Annotated in this window: 17 protein-coding genes; 6 read left to right on the top strand and 11 right to left on the bottom strand. The window is 46.9% G+C overall.

Annotation, left to right across the window (positions count from 1 at the left end; genetic code table 11):
* Positions 1–48 precede the first annotated feature (48 nt).
* The 5 genes from QTO00_RS00310 to kefG all read right to left on the bottom strand — a co-directional run bounded on the left by QTO00_RS00310 (position 49) and on the right by kefG (position 4361).
* Entirely contained in the window at positions 49–990 is a 942-nt protein-coding gene (locus tag QTO00_RS00310; protein WP_331422245.1) for an isoaspartyl peptidase/L-asparaginase family protein, read from the bottom strand.
* A gap of 99 nt (positions 991–1089) precedes the next feature.
* Positions 1090–1665, bottom strand: a complete 576-nt coding sequence (gene slyD, locus QTO00_RS00305; RefSeq protein WP_038209074.1) for a peptidylprolyl isomerase — start codon at positions 1663–1665, stop codon at positions 1090–1092.
* A 92-nt stretch (positions 1666–1757) separates the two neighbouring features.
* A complete protein-coding gene (locus QTO00_RS00300; protein ID WP_038209073.1) occupies positions 1758–1952 on the bottom strand; it encodes a YheV family putative zinc ribbon protein in 195 nt (64 codons plus the stop codon).
* A gap of 35 nt (positions 1953–1987) precedes the next feature.
* Positions 1988–3784 (bottom strand): glutathione-regulated potassium-efflux system protein KefB, encoded by a 1797-nt coding sequence (gene kefB / locus QTO00_RS00295; RefSeq protein WP_331422242.1) that lies wholly within the window; start codon positions 3782–3784, stop codon positions 1988–1990.
* Positions 3774–4361, bottom strand: a complete 588-nt coding sequence (gene kefG, locus QTO00_RS00290) for a glutathione-regulated potassium-efflux system ancillary protein KefG (protein WP_331422240.1) — start codon at positions 4359–4361, stop codon at positions 3774–3776. Before kefG ends, kefB begins: the two co-directional genes overlap by 11 nt.
* 158 nt (positions 4362–4519) lie before the next feature.
* On the opposite strand from kefG, the gene QTO00_RS00285 reads away from it, so the two are divergent.
* The 6 genes from QTO00_RS00285 to crp all read left to right on the top strand — a co-directional run bounded on the left by QTO00_RS00285 (position 4520) and on the right by crp (position 10040).
* Entirely contained in the window at positions 4520–6442 is a 1923-nt protein-coding gene (locus tag QTO00_RS00285; RefSeq protein WP_331422238.1) for an ABC transporter ATP-binding protein, read from the top strand.
* The gene (locus QTO00_RS00280) at positions 6439–6918 is read left to right on the top strand and encodes a TIGR02444 family protein (RefSeq protein WP_038209064.1); all 480 of its coding nucleotides are present in this window, start codon (positions 6439–6441) and stop codon (positions 6916–6918) included. The genes QTO00_RS00285 and QTO00_RS00280 overlap by 4 nt, the downstream gene beginning before the upstream one ends.
* A gap of 23 nt (positions 6919–6941) precedes the next feature.
* On the top strand, positions 6942–7919 hold the full coding sequence (locus tag QTO00_RS00275) for a hydrolase (RefSeq protein WP_331422235.1): 978 nt from the start codon (positions 6942–6944) through the stop codon (positions 7917–7919).
* Between the two features lie 36 nt (positions 7920–7955).
* Positions 7956–8168 (top strand): YheU family protein, encoded by a 213-nt coding sequence (locus QTO00_RS00270; RefSeq protein ID WP_331422233.1) that lies wholly within the window; start codon positions 7956–7958, stop codon positions 8166–8168.
* A 128-nt stretch (positions 8169–8296) separates the two neighbouring features.
* Complete coding sequence (locus tag QTO00_RS00265) at positions 8297–9166, top strand: phosphoribulokinase (RefSeq protein ID WP_038209059.1); 870 nt, start codon at positions 8297–8299, stop codon at positions 9164–9166.
* A 241-nt stretch (positions 9167–9407) separates the two neighbouring features.
* Positions 9408–10040 carry a cAMP-activated global transcriptional regulator CRP gene (gene crp, locus QTO00_RS00260; RefSeq protein ID WP_004410522.1) on the top strand — a complete coding sequence of 211 codons (633 nt, stop codon included), beginning with the start codon at positions 9408–9410 and terminating at the stop codon, positions 10038–10040.
* Positions 10041–10187: 147 nt separating this feature from the next.
* Here crp and QTO00_RS00255 read toward each other — a convergent pair whose 3' ends face one another.
* The 6 genes from QTO00_RS00255 to QTO00_RS00230 form a co-directional block, all read right to left on the bottom strand.
* Complete coding sequence (locus QTO00_RS00255; protein ID WP_331422228.1) at positions 10188–10979, bottom strand: DUF1338 domain-containing protein; 792 nt, start codon at positions 10977–10979, stop codon at positions 10188–10190.
* Between the two features lie 169 nt (positions 10980–11148).
* Positions 11149–12606 carry a succinylglutamate-semialdehyde dehydrogenase gene (astD, locus tag QTO00_RS00250; RefSeq protein WP_331422226.1) on the bottom strand — a complete coding sequence of 486 codons (1458 nt, stop codon included), beginning with the start codon at positions 12604–12606 and terminating at the stop codon, positions 11149–11151.
* Between the two features lie 25 nt (positions 12607–12631).
* A complete protein-coding gene (gene astA / locus QTO00_RS00245) occupies positions 12632–13651 on the bottom strand; it encodes an arginine N-succinyltransferase (protein WP_331422224.1) in 1020 nt (339 codons plus the stop codon).
* A 225-nt stretch (positions 13652–13876) separates the two neighbouring features.
* The gene (locus QTO00_RS00240; RefSeq protein WP_331422222.1) at positions 13877–15091 is read right to left on the bottom strand and encodes an aspartate aminotransferase family protein; all 1215 of its coding nucleotides are present in this window, start codon (positions 15089–15091) and stop codon (positions 13877–13879) included.
* Positions 15092–15484: 393 nt separating this feature from the next.
* On the bottom strand, positions 15485–16072 hold the full coding sequence (locus QTO00_RS00235) for an aminodeoxychorismate/anthranilate synthase component II (protein ID WP_331422220.1): 588 nt from the start codon (positions 16070–16072) through the stop codon (positions 15485–15487).
* Between the two features lie 138 nt (positions 16073–16210).
* Positions 16211–18808, bottom strand: a complete 2598-nt coding sequence (locus QTO00_RS00230) for an ExeM/NucH family extracellular endonuclease (protein WP_331422262.1) — start codon at positions 18806–18808, stop codon at positions 16211–16213.
* Positions 18809–18817 lie beyond the last annotated feature (9 nt).

Below are 18817 nucleotides of genomic sequence, written 5' to 3'. Positions count from 1 at the left end.
ATATCAGCGACTTAACCTCTACTTCAGCGATAGATAGGCGCGCACCCACTACTCATCAGCGTAGATTTTGACACCAAACTCACCATTAACATCGATTCCTGCCCGATACATGCCTGTGCTGTTCATCGCAAAATGTAGATTTCCTTTTCCATCGACAGCAATCAGACCACCTTCTCCTCCCATCTGTTTTAACTCCCCTTGAATGATGGCCTCGCAGGCAGTGTGCAGTTCTTCATTCAAATAGCGCATTCTCGCCGCCACATCGCTCGCCACTGTTTGACGAATAAAGAACTCGCCCATGCCAGTGGTCGAGACAGCAACATTGTCATTTTCGGCATAAGTACCTGCGCCAACAATTGCAGAATCACCCACTCGACCATACTTTTTGTTGGTCACCCCACCAGTACTCGTGGCTGCCGCCAAATTGCCATGTTGGTCTAACGCGACCGCACCCACTGTGCCGAATTTCTTATCATCGGGGTACTTGGACTCCGATAACGCAAATAGCCCTTTCTCTTTCATCGATAACAGTTGTTCATATCTGCGCTCAGTAAAGAAATAGTCTTGCTCGGTATACTGATAGCCATGCTCAAAGGCAAACTCTTCAGCTCCTTCACCAATCAGCATTACGTGAGCACTTTTATTCATCACATCACGTGCTAGCTCGATCGGGTTCTTAATATGTCTAACACCTGCCACCGCCCCCGCTTGCTTATCTTTGCCATGCATTACAGAGGCATCCATCTCAACCATCTCTTTGTTGGTCAATACCGACCCTTTACCTGCATTGAAGTTAGGGGAATCTTCCAACACCTTTACCGCAGCAACGGCGGCATCGAGAGCATCACCGCCTTCGACTAATATCTGATGCCCAGCGCGTACTGACGTTTCTAGATCTGCCAGTATCGAAGCCTTTAAAGCGTCGTCCATTTGTTCACGCAAGATAGTTCCTGCACCGCCGTGAATGGCAATAGAGAAAGGTTGAGTCATCGAAGAGGCTCCAAACTGTAAATTACTACTCATTGAATAACAAAAAAGGCGTTGCCCGTACAGCGGGAAACGCCCTTCAAAATCTAGTTGGTAAGCAAATTAGTGCGAACCGCAACCACCGCCACCGCAGCAGCCCTCTTTCTTCTCTTCACCGTGACCTTCGCCACCACAACAGCCACCTTCATGATCGTGGTCGTGACCACAGCCACCAGCTTGGTGGACATGGCCATGCTCAACTTCTTCTGCTGTTGCTTCACGTACCGCTACAACTTCAACATCGAAAGTTAGAGTTTGACCAGCAAGCATGTGGTTACCATCAACAACCACTTCATCACCATCAACTTCGGTTACTTCTACAGGGATTGGACCTTGGTCAGTATCCGCTAGAAAGCGCATACCAACAACGATCTCATCAACACCTTGGAACACGTCTGCTGGAACGCGCTGAACAAGAGCATCGCTGTGCTCGCCGTACGCTTCCTCAGGAGAAACTGTCACAGAGAACTTAGCACCTGCTTCTTTGCCTTCTAACGCTGTTTCAAGACCAGTGATTAGATTGTTGTTCCCATGTAGGTAATCCAGAGGCGCTTCAGCTGTTGATTGGTCTACAACAGCGCCATCTTCTAACTTCACTTGGTAAGCAAGACTTACAACTACGTTCTTTTCAATTTTCATATTGGCTCCAAGGAGGATAAAGGATCTTAGCCCAAACTAAGATCTATAAACTTTCTACCGGGGTATTATGGGGATCATTTAAAGAAACACAATCAATCTGGCCTAAAAATACCGATCATTTCTTGACCGTTGTGTTCACTGGTATCTACAGATTGCGGCGTTCGCTGATCTTGATGTCCACACTCAACACATTCAACCAACTCTATATTGTTTTCTATCCACCAGCGCAAAGTGTCTTGAGCGGAACACTTAGGGCAACTGGCTCCTGCGATAAATCTCTTTTTCATTATACAACTCAGTTATTGGGGTCTACTGACCTAGATTATTCCCAGAAGTTTTTGGCTTGCTGATCGCTCTCTAGCTCTCGACCAAAAATCTCTTCCAGTTCTTTACGGGCCTCTTTGGCTCTTTGGGCCAATTGCTTGTCATCATTGTGCTGAGGGAGCAACTCTTTGAGCATAGCATTATCGAGCTTTCTAAAATGCGCCTCAGCGCGCTTTGCTTGATATGGGTGCATGCCCAAATTAACTAGAGCTTGGCGGCCAAGATCGAGCGCCCCTAAGAAAGTTTCTCGTGAGTAGTTATCGACACCATGACTCAGCAGTTGGTAAGCCTCTACGCGACTTCTTGCTCGAGCAAGCAGTTTAAGGTCAGGGAAGTGAGTCTGACACAGCTCGATAATTTTCATAATCTCATCTGGTGAGTCGGTACAGATAATCATAGCTTCAGCTTTATCGGCGCCTGCGGCTCTAAGCAGATCGAGCTGAGTTGCATCACCATAGAAAACCTTGTAGCCATACTTACGCAGCAATTTGATCTGACTAGCATCGCTTTCAAGTACGGTGACTTTAATTTTATTCGCATACATTAAGCGACCAATGATCTGACCAAAACGACCAAAGCCCGCGATGATGACTCGTGGCTGCTTATTAACAACATCACTTTTCAACGCGTCAACCGATTCACTGTTTAGTCCGCGCGCATACCATTTGTTCTGCGCCATCAGCAGCAAAGGCGTCGTCACCATCGACAAGCTAACCACCACCAAAAGGAAGGCGGTTTGATCCTGATTGATCAGCCCCTCACTGCTTGCGGCAGTAAAGATAACGAAAGCAAACTCACCACCTTGGCTTAAAATCGCCGCCATTTTGCTACGTGATTTGGCTCGGCTACCTGCAAGTCGGGCTAGGAAATAAAGAATCAGCCCTTTTATCACCACCAAACCAACCACAGCGGACAGCACCACTAACGGCTGCAAAGCAAGCAAACCAAGGTTAACCGCCATCCCTACTGCAATAAAGAATAGCCCTAATAGCAACCCTTTAAATGGCTCGATGGCGATCTCTAGTTCATGACGATATTCACTCTCAGCTAATATTACTCCAGCGAGGAAAGTACCTAGCGCCATAGACAACCCAAGCTGCTTCATTAACAGCGCAATACCAATAACAAGTAGCAGCGCCGCAACAGTAAATAGCTCTCGAACACCACTTAGTACTACGTAGCGAAACAGTGGCCTTAATAAAAAGTGACCGCCGACTAGCAGCCCAGCGACGCCAGCTAACATCCATAGCGCATCGAACCAATTACCTGCCGTGTTCCCCGCCAGTATCGGAAGAATAGCTAACATGGGAATAACAGCGATATCTTGAAATAGCAGAACTGCAAAACCCGATTGCCCGGTTTCACCGCCTGCGAGCCCCTGCTCTTCAATCACGCGTAGAGCAATGGCTGTAGATGAGAGGGCTAAGCCCATACCAATCACTAAACTGGTTTGCCATGTCGCCCCAAAAACAGAGGCTATACTCGCCAAGACCAAGGTAGTAATAATCACTTGAGCGCCACCGAGTCCGAGTATCGGCCCTTTCATCTGCAATAACTTCTTCGGATTTAGCTCTAAGCCAATCAAAAATAGCAGCAGCACCACGCCAAATTCAGCAAAGTGAAGGATCGCTTCGACATCGCGGATTAAACCCAGGCCCCAAGGACCAATCGCCACACCCGCAAGCAAGTATCCGAGCACCGACCCAAGCCCCAAGCGCTGAGCTAATGGCACAGCAACAACGGCCGCGGTTAAAAAGATCACACTGCTGTTAAGAAAATCACTTTCAAATGCCATTACTACCCCCTACTACCTGTTCAGTATAGGTAAGCAAAGGATCATTCAGCCATTGACGATAAGCTTCAGCATGTTGATAGCGCTCCATCTCACTCACGTTACGCGCCCAGTAGAGTACCAGAGGCTCAATCCACTCCATCTGACACAGTGCAGCAGTCAATTCAAACGGTTGTAAGATCTCATCCAACGGATAACGGTTGTAGCCAGTGCGACCAAACGCTTCCTTTTTACCTCCAGTAGTGATGACGCTACGCCAGTATTTCCCTTTCAGTGCTTCACCTTTTCCATAGGCAAAGCCTTTGCCTAACACGCGATCAAACCACTCTTTCAGCAGTGCAGGACAAGAGTACATATAAAGAGGGTGATGAAATACGATCACATCATGAGCTTCAAGCAGAGCTTGCTCGACAGCAACATCAATAAAGAAATCAGGATAGTGAGCGTAGAGATCATGCACCGTGACGTGATCAAGCGACTCGATTTTCTTGATCATCATTTGATTCGCCACAGAGCTCTGTGACTCAGGGTGGGCGTACAACACCAACACCTTAGGTTTACTCAAAGGTAAAGTTTGCATTCCTTGACCAACAATCCTTTTGTAATTATTCGGTTTTTAATGTCGTTTATGGTTATCAGTTTGTTATACGTTGTTAGTGGCAATAACGCAATGATCGACATAACCCGTTAAGTACCCTACTATTCGTCGCAATACGAGCAAAGACAAAGCAAAAGATTATGATTACCTTCTCTGGCATTCAGCTTCTTCGCGGTGGAAAACCACTGCTAGAACAAGCCTCTGCAACCATCCACCCGGGCGACAAAGTCGGCCTTGTTGGTAAAAACGGCTGCGGAAAATCCACTCTCTTCGCCTTAATTAAGGACGAACTCTCTATTGATGCGGGTAACTTTAGTAAGCCTGCTCATTGGGAGTTGGCTTGGGTCGCACAAGAAACTCCGGCACTAGAGAGAAGTGCTATCGAGTACGTCATTGATGGTGACCGCGAATATCGTGGTTTAGAAGCAGATTTAGCGACCGCCGAACAGCAAGATAACGGCACCTTAGTCGCAGAAATCCACGGTAAGATCGAAACTATCGGTGGTTACAGCATTCGCGCTCGCGCAGCTGAGCTGCTTGATGGCTTAGGTTTTAGCCAAGAACAGATGAGTTGGAATCTAACTCAGTTCTCTGGGGGTTGGCGTATGCGCCTTAACCTTGCTCAGGCCCTGCTTTGCCGCTCTGATCTTTTGCTACTCGATGAGCCAACCAACCACTTGGACCTAGATGCGGTAATGTGGCTAGAACGTTGGTTACAAAACTACCCGGGCACACTAGTGCTTATCTCGCACGACCGAGATTTTCTTGACCCAATTGTGAGTCGTGTGATTCATGTAGAGAATCAACAGCTCAATGAGTACACCGGTAACTACTCGTCGTTTGAAGAACAGCGCGCACAAAAGCTAATTCTGCAACAAGCTCAATATGAGAAACAGCAGAAGCAAATGTCACATATGCAAAGCTATATCGACCGCTTCCGCTATAAAGCTTCAAAAGCTCGCCAAGCGCAGAGTCGGATTAAAGCCCTAGAGCGTATGGAGCGAGTTCTTCCTGCCCAGCTTGATAACCCATTTAGCTTCCAGTTTAGAAAACCGGATGCTTTGCCAAACCCGATCATCATGATGGATGAGGTATCAGCAGGATACGGTGACAACCTCATTCTGGAAAAGATCCGCCTAAACCTAGTACCGGGCAGCCGTATCGGTCTGCTTGGGCGCAATGGCGCAGGTAAGTCAACCCTTATCAAGCTGTTGTCTCGTGAGCTAAACCCTCAAGGTGGTGACCTAACCTATTCGCAAGGCGTTAAAATTGGTTACTTTGCTCAGCACCAATTAGAAACACTGCACCCAGAAGAGACGCCACTACAGCACATGATGCAGATAGCGCCAGACAAGAATGAACTTGAGCTGCGTAACTATCTAGGTAGTTTTGGCTTCCAAGGAGACAAAGCACTAGAAAAAGTCGCACCGTTTTCGGGGGGTGAGAAAGCGCGTTTAGTCTTGGCTTTGGTCGTATGGCAAAAGCCTAACCTGCTACTACTCGACGAACCAACCAACCACCTTGACCTGGATATGCGTCAAGCGCTGACCATGGCACTGCAAACCTTCGAAGGTGCAATGGTGATTGTTTCCCACGACCGCTACTTACTGCGTGCCACCACGGATGACTTATACCTGGTTCACGATCGCCAAGTGGCGCCATTTGATGGTGACTTAAATGATTACTACAAGTGGCTGACCGAACAACAAAAGGCCGAGCGAAAAGAGGCGCAAGCTCAACAACCGGAGAAAAGCACCGAAAACAGTGCTGCGGCGAAAAAAGAGCAGAAGCGTCGTGAAGCGGAGTTCCGTAAACTAACCGCACCAATTCGCAAGAACCTGACAAAACTTGAAGAGAAAATGGATAAGTTGGGCGCTAAGCTTGCGGAAGCAGAAGCTCAATTATCAGACAACTCACTTTATGAAGCCGAAAATAAAGCTAAACTTAACGAAGTGCTAGCGATTCAGGCCAACAGTAAAAGTGAGCTTGAAGATGTGGAAATGGAATGGATGGCTCTACAGGAAGAGCTAGAGAGTATGGAACAGGAGTTCAACAGCCAATGAGTTCAAAGCACGTCACTATTTCTTTAACACTAGAGCGCTTATGGCAATTTAGCTTGCAGTACTACAGTGTGCGAGAAGTCAAAGAGGCGTGTCTACATTTACAAAACCATTTCAAAGGTAACGTAAACCTACTGCTGCTGCTCAAATGGCTTGATGAGCAGCAGGTGAGTTTTCAAGAGCAAGACTGGCATAAGGTAGAAGAGTGTCTTGGTCGCTCAGAAGCATTACTCCATAGCTACCGAGAGCTAAGGCGCAAGTTTAAGAATAACCTGCCTGATACCCTCTATCGCGAGTCACTCCAATTTGAGCTGCAACTCGAGAAGCAGCAGCAGTCTGATCTTGTTGATTGCATCAACAATATTGAACTAGAGGTAAACCACGCTGAACCTCTCACCTTGCGTTACTGTCGTCAGCTAGGTGGCGAGCAGCTTTATGCTGTTTTCGCTGAACCTATCAAAGATATTGCCAACCTATAATCCCGTCACAACTCAGGATCGTTATGACTCATTTTGTTGCCGCTAAAGGACTCGCTAACCCGCACTTACAAACCTTAGCTCCGCGCTTTATTCGCAAAAAGGCGTTGTTTGAGCCAGTTTGGCAAACGCTGAATACGCCTGACGGTGATTTTCTTGATATAGCTTGGAGTCAAAACCCTGAAGATAAATCAGCTCAAAGCAAACCTATCTTTGTTCTATTTCATGGCCTAGAAGGTTGTTTTTACAGCCCCTACGCTAATGGGTTGATGAATGCCTTTGCCAAGCAAGGTTGGCTGTCTGTAATGATGCATTTTCGCGGCTGTAGTGGTAAACCGAATAAGTTGGCGCGTGCGTATCATTCCGGTGAAGTCGAAGATGCACGTTTCTTCCTAGAACAGCTTAATTCTCAATTCCCGCAACAGGCCAAGGTCGCAGTAGGTATTTCACTCGGTGGCAACATGCTGGCCAACTATTTAGCCCAATATCAACAAGAGCCGCTGCTTGAAGCCGCGACCGTAGTTTCCGCGCCGCTCGATCTCTCTGCGTGTTCGCAACGTATCGAGCAAGGCTTCTCTAAGCTATATAAGAACTACCTGCTCTCTTCACTGAAAAAGACCGCGCTGCAAAAACACCACCTTCTAAAGGGAGAGCTAGGCCTGAGCTACCAGAATATTAAGCGAGTCACCAAATTGTATGAGTTTGACGATCTGATTACTGCCCCACTGCACGGATTTAAAGACGCAGACGACTACTATCAACGCTGCTCTGGGATCCATCGCCTTAAAGAGATCTCGCTACCCACGCAGATCATTCATGCTAAAGATGACCCATTTATGACCGAGGCAGTGATTCCAAAATATGTCTTGCCCGACAACATTGACTACCGGTTGTTTGAGCAAGGAGGTCACGTTGGCTTCGTTACTGGCAGTGCACTTAAACCAAGGTTCTGGCTCGAAGAGTCACTGCCTGCTTACTATCAAAGCTTGGCAACTTCGGCCTAACTATTCACGTCTGCATCGTAAAATGAAGAGGTATTTATGATCGTTCCATGGCAACAAATTGAGCCAGACACCCTAGACAATCTAATTCGCGAATTTGTTCTACGTGAAGGGACTGATTACGGAGCCGTCGAAGTATCTTTGCAAGATAAAGTCGACCAAATCCGCGCACAACTCGAATCAGGTGAAGCCGTAGTGGTGTTTTCCGAACTGCACGAAACCGTCGACATCCAGCTCAAGCAAAAGTTCTAACCGCTCAACGTACTTCGGTCAAAACTAGACTTCGCTTATGGATATAGAACTGCATACAGTGTTAGGTAACCAAAGCGTGCTATAGTGGCTTTCGTTTAAAGGAATAAATCACACAGACAAGGTTTGTCATGTCAGCAAAACACCCTATTATTGCGGTCACTGGTTCTTCCGGTGCCGGAACTACAACCACATCAGAAGCGTTCCGTAAGATGTTCAACATGATGAACGTCAAACCCGCTTGGGTTGAGGGGGACAGCTTTCACCGTTTCACTCGCCCTGAAATGGATGTGGAAATCCGTAAAGCTCGCGAACAAGGCCGCCATATCAGCTATTTTGGTCCCCAGGCGAATGATTTTAACGGTTTAGAAGAGTTCTTCCGTAAGTATGGTCAGGAAGGTATCGGGCAGATCCGCCGCTACCTACACACCTTTGATGAGGCGGTCCCATATAACCAAATGCCGGGCACCTTCACGCCATGGCAAGATCTACCAGAAAACTCAGATGTACTTTTTTATGAAGGACTGCATGGTGGTGTGGTTGATGGTGATGTCAACGTATCACAGCATGTCGACTTTCTGATTGGCATGGTTCCTATCGTCAACTTAGAGTGGATTCAAAAGTTTGTTCGCGATACCCGAGACCGAGGTCATTCCCGTGAGGCCGTCATGGACTCCATTGTCCGCTCGATGGATGACTACCTTAACTACATTACGCCACAGTTTTCGCGCACCCATATCAACTTTCAGCGTGTCCCGACAGTGGATACCTCCAACCCGCTTAATGCCAAAGGCATCCCGAGCTTAGATGAGAGCTTTGTCGTCATTCGTCTAAGAGGCATTAAGAATGTCGATTACCCGTACCTGCTCGCGATGATAGATGGCTCGTTTATGTCACGCCATAACACCATAGTTGTGCCGGGAGGAAAGATGAGTTTTGCGATGGAATTAATCGTCCGACCTATCCTTCAACAACTCATCGAAACAGGAAAGATCGGCTAGCACTCGTAGTTAAAACACGATTACTTTTCATACCGTGATCATGTGCACAGTTTTGCGTAGTAAAACCCGGCTCCGACCCGATTAAAATCAAGAAATCGTTTCCGAAAAAGGATACTATTTCTTACCGAAACACAAGTTGGCTTGCAGCATTTGTAAAGTGCTCTTATCCTAGTAAGCCTTGTTTATTGCTTGGCAAAACATGGAAAGTGACAAGCGTACCCTGCAGAGGAAGTGAGATATTATGGTTCTAGGTAAACCTCAAACCGACCCTACATTAGAATGGTTTCTTTCACACTGTCATATTCATAAGTACCCTTCAAAAAGCACGCTGATTCACGCGGGCGAAAAAGCTGAAACGTTGTACTACATCGTTAAAGGCTCTGTTGCGGTTCTTATCAAAGATGAAGAAGGTAAGGAGATGATTCTTTCTTACCTAAACCAAGGTGACTTTATTGGTGAGCTTGGTCTATTCGAAGAAGACCAAGAACGTACAGCATGGGTTCGTGCTAAATCTCCTTGTGAAGTAGCAGAGATCTCATTCAAGAAATTCCGTCAGCTAATTCAAGTAAACCCAGACATCCTAATGCGTCTGTCTGCGCAAATGGCAAGTCGCCTACAAGTGACTAGCCAAAAGGTAGGTGACCTTGCATTCCTAGACGTGACTGGTCGTATTGCTCAAACGCTACTGAACCTGGCGAAGCAACCTGACGCGATGACTCACCCAGATGGCATGCAGATCAAGATTACTCGTCAAGAAATCGGTCAAATCGTTGGCTGTTCTCGTGAAACAGTGGGTCGTATCTTGAAAATGCTAGAAGAGCAGAACCTGATTTCTGCACACGGTAAAACAATCGTAGTATACGGCACGCGTTAAATATCAGTGACTAGTGTTTAGTGCCTAGTTGCTAGAGTAAAAAACACTACGAATATGATTTAAAAGCCACCCAATGTAAGTCGGGTGGCTTTTTGTTGTTTTAGCGATTGGATTACTCAATATCTAGGAACTAGAAACTAGGAACTATTAGCCGTTAGTACTCTCAAAGATCTTATCCGCCGAAGCAGCAACAAAGCCAGGGTAGAGCTCGCCGTTACTCATTGGGTAGCGCTTAGCAAACTCGTAGAAGCCGCCAGGAATAGTCTGGGTACCCTCTATGAAGTCTACTGAAACTTTATCCGCCATTGTCGAAGATTGCTCTAACAGTACCTCTGGAGAGCCTTTCACTTCGCCACCAAACTCATTGATGGTAAAGCCCGATTGACGCAAGTGGTCATTCACTCCTTTCACTTCATCGAAGGCATTTAATTGGTTAACGCTAACCGTAAAGTGATTCGCTCCATAACCATGAGCAGCAAGCCAAGAGGCATACTCGCTCTCTTTAGCTAACGACTGGAAATCAGCATAGCTTAGCTGCCACAAACGCCCGCCATACAAGAACTCATGACCTTTTAGCCTACTGGTGTCCAATTGCTCGACAAGCTTAGCAACGATGGCTTGAAGGCGCTCTGAACACTCTTCAACTTTGAGTTCACTGATGAATACTTTCGGCTGTTTAGGGTCTGGATGCTCATAGTGTTTTGCCACTAGGTTCTTACTCTCAAACAGATAGTCACCACATGGCTTGTAACCAACATCTAAAAAGGGTTGCGCTAAAGTCGCAATGCCTAGAGGCTCAACATTGAAAGTACGCAGAGCGATATGGTCGTTGATCAGCGCCTCATCTTCTTGCAGCAGTTGATGCACTTTTTCTGCAGAGGGACATAAGCGATGAATATAGTCATTCCATAACTGTTGGAATAGAACATCTGGCGTCATAACGCCTCCTTGTAGGGGTTGTTTACGTTGTGAGTTCTGTTGTTATTGTTATAAGAGAGGCTACCTAACCTGACGCTTTTAAACATCGAGTAGATAGCCTTCAACCTGTGACGTTTAAAGCCTCCTCCACTGGGAGGCAAGAAGGGAAAACCCTAAAATCTACTTATAATTATATCTCTATTCCTGGGCTTAAGGTTGCTGGAAGAACGGTCTCTCCCCCTTCCATCGAAGCCATAGGGTAAGCACAGTAATCTGCTGCATAGTAAGCGCTAGGGCGTAAGTTGCCTGATGCACCTGGTCCTCCGAATGGCGCATCACCGCTCGCACCTGTTAATTGGCGATTGCGATTTACGATACCTGCACGAATATGATCAACAAAGTATTCCCACTCACTGTCATCAGTAGAAACTAAGCCAGCCGATAGACCAAAACGAGTATCGTTCGCTAGCTCTACCGCTTTCTCTAAACCTTGATAACGAACCACTTGCAGTAGTGGGCCGAAGTACTCTTCATCTGGCAGCTCAGCAATTGCAGTAACATCTATAATGCCTGGAGTGACAAATGCCGCCTCCCCTGCTTTAGCTTCAACTAAACTCTCACCACCTAGCTGTTGCAGATTCGCTTGTGCTGCAAGGATAAAATCAGCGGCTGCTTTAGAGATCTGAGGGCCCATAAATGGCGCCGGCTCAGCAAATGGCTGATCAACACGAATCTTATTAGTCGCTTCAACAAGCTTGTTCACCAGTAAGTCACCTTTGTCACCGACAGGAACATACAAACGACGTGCACAAGTACAGCGTTGACCGGCACTGATAAACGCAGATTGGATGATGGTATAAACAGTGGCGTCAACTTCGCCATAGTTTTCCGAGATCACCATTGGGTTGTTACCACCCATCTCTAACGCGAGCATTTTGCCCGGTTGACCAGCAAACTGCTTATGCAGAATATGACCTGTGTTCGCACTGCCCGTGAATAGCACGCCATCTAAGCCTTTCGAATCTGCCAGCGCAATGCCTGTTTCCTTAGCGCCCTGAACTAAGTTAATCACCCCTTTTGGTAAACCAACTTGATCCCACAGTTTCATCGCAAACTCACCGGTCAATGGTGTTTGCTCTGAAGGCTTAAACACAACCGTGTTACCCGCAAGTAGCGCAGGAACAATATGGCCGTTTGGTAGATGCCCGGGGAAGTTATATGGGCCAAACACCGCCATTACACCTAACGGGCGATGACGCAGTACAATTTGGTTTCCAGCCGCTTCACGCTGCGCTTCTCCAGTACGGTCGTGGTAAGCACGGATTGATATCGCTATTTTACCTGCCATTGCTGCCGCTTCCGTACGCGTTTCCCAAATTGGCTTGCCTGTCTCTTTAGCGATGATCTCTGCGATTTGCTCGCTGTTTTCTTTTACCTTTTCAGCAAAAGCGAGGACAATCGCTTCACGCTCAGCAAAGCTCATCTTCTTCCAGCCGACAAATGCACTACGCGCTGCTGATACCGCTTGCTCAACTTGCTGCGGTGTTGCGCTGTCGCCTTGCCAGATAACTTCATTGTTGTATGGGCTTTGCGAGTTCATCGACTCACCTTGACCTGCGACCCATTCACCAGCAATCCAATGTGTCATAGCTAATTCCTTCTAATACAAAGCTCTACTGAGCCAACATGCGAACGAATTCGCCTTCATTTACTTTTAGCGCATTCGCAGCTTCAGGCGGCAAAATCACAGTTTCTGAAGCTTGGTCATAAGCGGCCTTCGTCGCTGTCGCACGAAAATCTTCAAATGAGGTGTTTGAAATCAAGTAATCTTGTGAGCTTGAGTGGTCGGCAATGGTCACTTTTGCTCTGAATGAGTGGCGAACTGACTCGATATTGCGCACATCACACTCTACAGTCGGGCCACCATCGAAGATGTCGACGTAGTTACGGCAAGTGAAGCCTTCTTTTTCCAACAGACGTAATGCTGGCTTAGTGTTTTCATGTACCTGGCCTATGACCGCTTGCGCTTCTTTGCTCAATAGGTTGATGTAGATAGGCAACTTAGGCATCAGGTCGGCGATAAAGCCCTTCTTGCCGATTCCCGTTAGGTAATCCGCCATAGTGAAGTCAATCGAGAAGAAGTGTTCTTGTAGCCACTGCCAGAACGGGGAGTTACCCTCGGCATCCGAAACACCACGCATCTCTGCAAAAACCGTCTTAGAAAAACGCTCTGGGTGCTCCGCCATCATCAAGAAACGACATTTCGACATCAAGCGACCATTCAAACCTTGGCGGAAAGACGGACGTAAGAACAAGGTACAGATTTCGCTACAACCCGTGTAGTTATTACCAAAGGTCAGCAGCTTAACCACATTATTAACACCTAACTTAGCCGACGAATGGACTATGGTGCTGATGTGGTAAGAGTAGAATGGCACATCCCAACCAATCGATGCTTCGATACCGGTACAACCAGCAACTTCGCCAGTCTCGCTATCAAAACCAACCATTAAGTAGCCTTCGTCTCCCGGTTCATTAACATCCGGTTTAGCGAAACTATATTCTGAATGAGTAATGCGATTGGTTAACAGTTCTTCATTAACCGGTAGAGATGTGAATCCGTGACCCGACTCCACTGCGCATGTATGCAGCGCGTCGTAATCCGACATTGCGATAGGGCGAACAACCAGCATCGATACTTCCCTCCTGATGCGGGATACCAATGCGATCGATCATCAGTTCATTCTTGCTGGTTAAAATCGCTGATAACGGCGTTGTAGCTTTTGAAGTTAGGCCCGCTAGCTCGCTGCAAGCTACGCCTTGTTCTAAGCGATTTTTCCTGCGCAATTATCTGAACAGATGACCAATAGCACTGGTATTTGGGGCCTATTAAACAATAGGCTCCCGATGTGTTTTAGTTATTTAACTAACGTCGCTAGAGCTTTATCTAGTCGCGCCAGTCCTTCTTTGATTTCTTCTGTGCTGATCACTAGTGATGGTGTGAAACGAACCACGTTTGTGCCTGCCACTAGAACCATTAGACCTTCTTTACCCGCTGCGACTAGTACGTCACGTGCGCGGCCTTGCCACTCGTCATTGAGTGCCGCGCCAAGAAGAAGACCTTTGCCGCGAACTTCCGCGAACATGTTGTACTTATCATTAAGTTTAGCTAAACCTTCTCGGAATAGGTCTTCGCGCTCTGCGACGCCAGCCAATGTTTCTGGTGCACTCACAACATCAACTACGGCTTCAGCCACCGCACACGCGAGTGGGTTACCGCCGTAAGTCGAGCCATGAGTACCCACTTTTAGGTGCTTAGACAGCTCAGTAGTGGTTAGCATTGCACCGATAGGGAAACCACCACCAAGAGATTTAGCGGTACTTAGAATGTCGGGAGTAATGCCCAGACCTTGGTATGCGTAGAAGTGACCAGTACGGCCATTACCCGTCTGTACTTCATCGAAAATCAGCAGTGCATTGTGCTTGTCACACAGTTCACGAACCGTTTGAACAAACTCATCGGTTGGAGAGATGATGCCACCCTCGCCTTGTAGCGGCTCCATCATGATGGCACAGGTGCGATCTGAAATATGCTCGCGCAAAGCTTCAACATCATTGTATGGAAGGTGAGTCACATCACCAGGCTTAGGACCAAAACCATCTGAATAAGCTTCTTGTCCACCAACCGTAACCGTAAAGAAGGTGCGTCCGTGGAAACCTTGCTTAAATGCGATAATTTCAGATTTTTCAGGGCCAAACTTATCAGCTGCGTAACGACGCGCCAGTTTCAGTGCTGCTTCGTTTGCCTCCGCACCTGAATTGGCGAAGAAGACCTTCTCGGCAAAACTCACTTCAGTTAGCTTTTTAGCCAAACGAAGTGCTGGTTCATTGGTCATTACATTACTTAGGTGCCAGATCTTTTGCCCCTGCTCAGTTAGAGCGTTGACCATAGCTGGGTGACAATGACCTAAACAGCTAACCGCGATACCACCAGCAAAGTCGATGTATTCACTACCTTGCTGATCCCAAACACGCGCGCCTTGCCCTTTTACTGGAATCATTTCCATTGGGTTATAACAAGGTACCATTACCTCATCAAACACGCTGCGTTCTACGTTATTTTCTACAGTCATTGCACATTCCCTCTCGATACCGCATGCATAGCGAATATGGTGTCCTTACTTCTAGTCAATGAAATAAGATATTGTTTTGCTAGTAAGCATTCACGGCATTGTATTTACATTTAATTAACCAATTCAATAGTGATTTATTCTTTTTAGTCGCTACCAAAGAGTCTAATAGTCATCACCTATGATTATTTATGCATCACACCACAACTTTTATGAAGCAATATTTTCTAATAACAGAAATAAGCTACGGTTAATCATAGTTCGGATAAGGCTTTTAACGTAGGCAAGACCAACCCTGCGCATACTTTTTCAAATAATATCCACACGGTCATTTATGAAGGAAATGTTAAAAATAGTGATCTAAGTCCGGATTTAGCGAAACAGACTTAAGGTGTTTTAAAGAGGTTTGCGAGCCAAAAAGTTAGCAAGGATCTGATGGCCTTGCTCTGTTTTAATCGACTCGGGATGAAACTGCACTGCATCAATCGGTAGAGTTTTATGTTGATAGCCCATGATTTCGTCCATCGAACCATCTTCGCGTTCAGTCCAAGCGGTGAGCTCAAAGCAATCTGGTAGGGTGCCATTCTTAACGACTAGTGAATGGTAGCGAGTCACCGTCAGAGGATTATTGAGCTTAGCGAACACACTGCGATCGTTATGGCGAATCGAAGAGGTTTTACCATGCATCACCTGACGTGCACGCACTACCTCGCCGCCAAACACCTGTGCAATCGCCTGGTGTCCTAAGCAGACGCCAAGAATCGGCAGCTTTCCCGCAAAGTGTTCTATCACACTAAGAGAAATCCCTGCTTCGTTTGGGGTACAAGGCCCGGGAGAGATAACTAAGTGAGTGGGTTTTAGTGCTTCGATCTCTTCAAGCGTTATTTCATCGTTACGCACGACCTTTACCTCAGCACCCAACTCACAGAAGTACTGGTACAAGTTATAAGTAAAAGAGTCGTAATTATCGATGATTAACAGCATTGCTCGAAGACTAGGGTTGATTAATTTCTTAGTTAGGGGCGGTATTGTGCAATACCGGGCAAGAAAGGCAAGAGCAAACGATAAAAATAAGGCCGGCTTGCACCGACCTTATGAGTTTACAGCATAGTGAGAGTCGCGTTACTTACGACGACGCCATAGTGCTAGACCGAACAGTGACATCATTGCGCCGAAGCCAAATGAGCCTGCCATGTTGAGCTCTAATACTGCTGGATCGTGGTCAGACGAACGGAAGTGATCTTGGTACTTAGGTAGATCACCTTTGTACTCATCGTTGTAGTCAAACAACGTCGACTCACCGCCATTGATGTGCCAGTCAGTAGCATCGACAAAGTGCTTCTCTAGGCTTGGGCTGATCAATAGGTGGTCAAGTGCTCCCACTTCATCGTTGAACGAGTAGCTCCAGCTATTTGGATGCGCTTTCGCTACCGCATTGATGTAACCGTAATTGTCAGTAATCACAGCACCATCATCACCGAACTGAACCTCATCACCAAGGTATGTGTTACGTGCTGCTTTGATTGTCTTACCATATTTCTCTTGGCTGTAATCCGTCAGCACTAGCATTGGGTCTTCCATGCCGTACGAGTTCATATCACCCAAGATGACCTTGTGACCTTTAATCTCATTTAACGCATCGCCCAGTGCAACTGCCGCTGCTACGCGGAAGTTTTCACATGAGCCTTGCTTATCAACGTCCTGGCCGCCCTGACCACCTTGCTCTACAGGTGCCGCATCTTCCCAACATTTAGAGCCTTTTGACTTAAAGTGGTTAATTGCAACGGTGATCTTCTCTTTGGTGCCTTTAACCTTAAAGGTTGGCGCTAGAGAATCGCGCTGATAGTTCTTACCGTCTTCAATCACTTTGCCATTGTCATCGAGTACTTCTGGTGCTTTTTGGCTTGGCATTGCAATAACGCGTGACTCTTTCAGCTTAACCACCTTAGGACGGTAGATAACACCTGTCGTGATTACGTCAGTACCGATGTAGTCATTCTCGTCAGTCACTTTGTCGCCATTACTATCGATAGACACGATGTCATAACGATCTTTCTTGCTTTCAATACGCGCGTTTAGCTGGTCAACAAGCTGACGAATCGCACCGCTTTCACCAAAGCCGTTGTTCTCAATTTCCATCAGGCCGATGATGTCAGCGTCTAAGCGTAGAATCGCATTAACAATTTTCGCTTGCTGCACCTCAAACTCTTCATAGTTATTAGCGCCGCGGTTATTGCCATGTGGATTAGCATCACCACCGAATGGAGAGTTGAAGTAGTTCAATACATTGAAAGTCGCGATACGCAGATCGCCCTCTTTCATCTCGATATCTTGCGTGCGCGGGTCGTTACGCACGAAGCTTTCGCTAGTTAGCGTATTCGTCGGGATTAAACGGTAGTCACCATAGCTATAAGTAATCACACCCTCTAGACCGACGATAGTATCGTCGATACGGATGTAATCTTCTGTTGAACCATCTTGGTCAGCATCGGTACGGCCAAACTCAGGGTAGTAAGGGATAACGCCATTTGGTGCTTTGGCATCAGATTCAACATACAGGCGACGCTCAGCATTCTCGATGCTTTGCTGCTTAGCAAGCTCAGAACCAGCGGCAAAGTTCTGGTTTGGCTGCATGCTAATACGTCCTTGCGCCAATACCATATTATTACGACGCGCTGCGTAGTCGTAGCCAAAGGTGCGAGTCACACGCATATCCAGCGCTTCAGTGGTTCTCACCAACATGCCTTCGTAACGCTCTAACGTGCGGTCAAAATTGTTGTCTGTCGATAAGATTTCAATGTCCGTTGCACTTGGTGCTGCATGCTCACCCTGCTTAACCCAGTTGTTGTTCTCTGTTTTAAGCTGAGTATGGTTGTAGAACTCTTGAACCTTACCTTTAACACATACCACATCACCGGCTTTTAGCTCAGAGCTAGACTGGTTAGTGTGTACAAACAAACCTTCTGACGTTTTCGGATTGTAGTCATCGGTAAGTGCTTGTAGGTAGAAGCCTTTAGTTAGGCCAGTGGTGACTGCACTCACGACACCTTTAACGAAGAAGTCTTCATCAGTGATGTATGGGTAGCCATTGATAAATGGAGAAGTATCACCCTCACCCTGAATCGCTTGGATAGTAGTAAATGTAGGGGTTGCGCCATCTTGAGTACAGGCAAATGGTTCAGGGGCCGTACCACCATCGAGTGCACCTAAACCTTCGATACTGTCTTTTGGCATCAAAGACCACTGCGAAGCGTCATGAGTAGCAGAAGGCGTCATCGCATCCGAGTTACGTACCAGCGTGGTATCTTTAGCGAAATCGGCGCCGCCCATATCACCTAACAGATCATGCACACTGCCATCTTTAAGCAGTGCCATTGGGTCATTGCCATTAAAGCTAGCAATTGAACCATTTAGGATGTCGGCCACCGCTTTAATGCCATCACTTGCGCTGGTATGCGCAACTACTAATACGCTCTTCGCCGCAAGAACCTGACCATTGAGCGAAAGCTTACTGCCCCACTCACCATTACCATTGGTTGATTTTGCTAGTTCATAACCATCAAGCGAGACAGAAGCGTCGCCAGTATTGGCAATCTCAATGGCTTTGTTGTTGCTGCCACCTTCGACATATTGAGAGATGATAACGTCAGCCATTACTGGAGACGCAAGAGTACTCGCTACCACTGCGGCAAGTAGCGTTGGGGTTAGTTTTTGTTTCATGTTATCCAC

The sequence above is a fragment of the Vibrio sp. M260118 genome, from assembly GCF_036533755.1.
GTDB lineage: Bacteria > Pseudomonadota > Gammaproteobacteria > Enterobacterales > Vibrionaceae > Vibrio.
The sequence above is the reverse complement of the archived record's forward strand: the minus strand, read 5'-3'. Positions and strand labels throughout refer to the sequence as shown.

Coding starts and splice junctions, on each gene's coding strand:
- QTO00_RS00310 (WP_331422245.1), bottom strand. CDS start 990: ATGACTCAACCTTTCTCTATTGCCATTCACGGCGGTGCAGGAACTATC.
- slyD (WP_038209074.1), bottom strand. CDS start 1,665: ATGAAAATTGAAAAGAACGTAGTTGTAAGTCTTGCTTACCAAGTGAAG.
- QTO00_RS00300 (WP_038209073.1), bottom strand. CDS start 1,952: ATGAAAAAGAGATTTATCGCAGGAGCCAGTTGCCCTAAGTGTTCCGCT.
- kefB (WP_331422242.1), bottom strand. CDS start 3,784: ATGGCATTTGAAAGTGATTTTCTTAACAGCAGTGTGATCTTTTTAACC.
- kefG (WP_331422240.1), bottom strand. CDS start 4,361: ATGCAAACTTTACCTTTGAGTAAACCTAAGGTGTTGGTGTTGTACGCC.
- QTO00_RS00285 (WP_331422238.1), top strand. CDS start 4,520: ATGATTACCTTCTCTGGCATTCAGCTTCTTCGCGGTGGAAAACCACTG.
- QTO00_RS00280 (WP_038209064.1), top strand. CDS start 6,439: ATGAGTTCAAAGCACGTCACTATTTCTTTAACACTAGAGCGCTTATGG.
- QTO00_RS00275 (WP_331422235.1), top strand. CDS start 6,942: ATGACTCATTTTGTTGCCGCTAAAGGACTCGCTAACCCGCACTTACAA.
- QTO00_RS00270 (WP_331422233.1), top strand. CDS start 7,956: ATGATCGTTCCATGGCAACAAATTGAGCCAGACACCCTAGACAATCTA.
- QTO00_RS00265 (WP_038209059.1), top strand. CDS start 8,297: ATGTCAGCAAAACACCCTATTATTGCGGTCACTGGTTCTTCCGGTGCC.
- crp (WP_004410522.1), top strand. CDS start 9,408: ATGGTTCTAGGTAAACCTCAAACCGACCCTACATTAGAATGGTTTCTT.
- QTO00_RS00255 (WP_331422228.1), bottom strand. CDS start 10,979: ATGACGCCAGATGTTCTATTCCAACAGTTATGGAATGACTATATTCAT.
- astD (WP_331422226.1), bottom strand. CDS start 12,606: ATGACACATTGGATTGCTGGTGAATGGGTCGCAGGTCAAGGTGAGTCG.
- astA (WP_331422224.1), bottom strand. CDS start 13,651: ATGCTGGTTGTTCGCCCTATCGCAATGTCGGATTACGACGCGCTGCAT.
- QTO00_RS00240 (WP_331422222.1), bottom strand. CDS start 15,091: ATGACTGTAGAAAATAACGTAGAACGCAGCGTGTTTGATGAGGTAATG.
- QTO00_RS00235 (WP_331422220.1), bottom strand. CDS start 16,072: ATGCTGTTAATCATCGATAATTACGACTCTTTTACTTATAACTTGTAC.
- QTO00_RS00230 (WP_331422262.1), bottom strand. CDS start 18,808: ATGAAACAAAAACTAACCCCAACGCTACTTGCCGCAGTGGTAGCGAGT.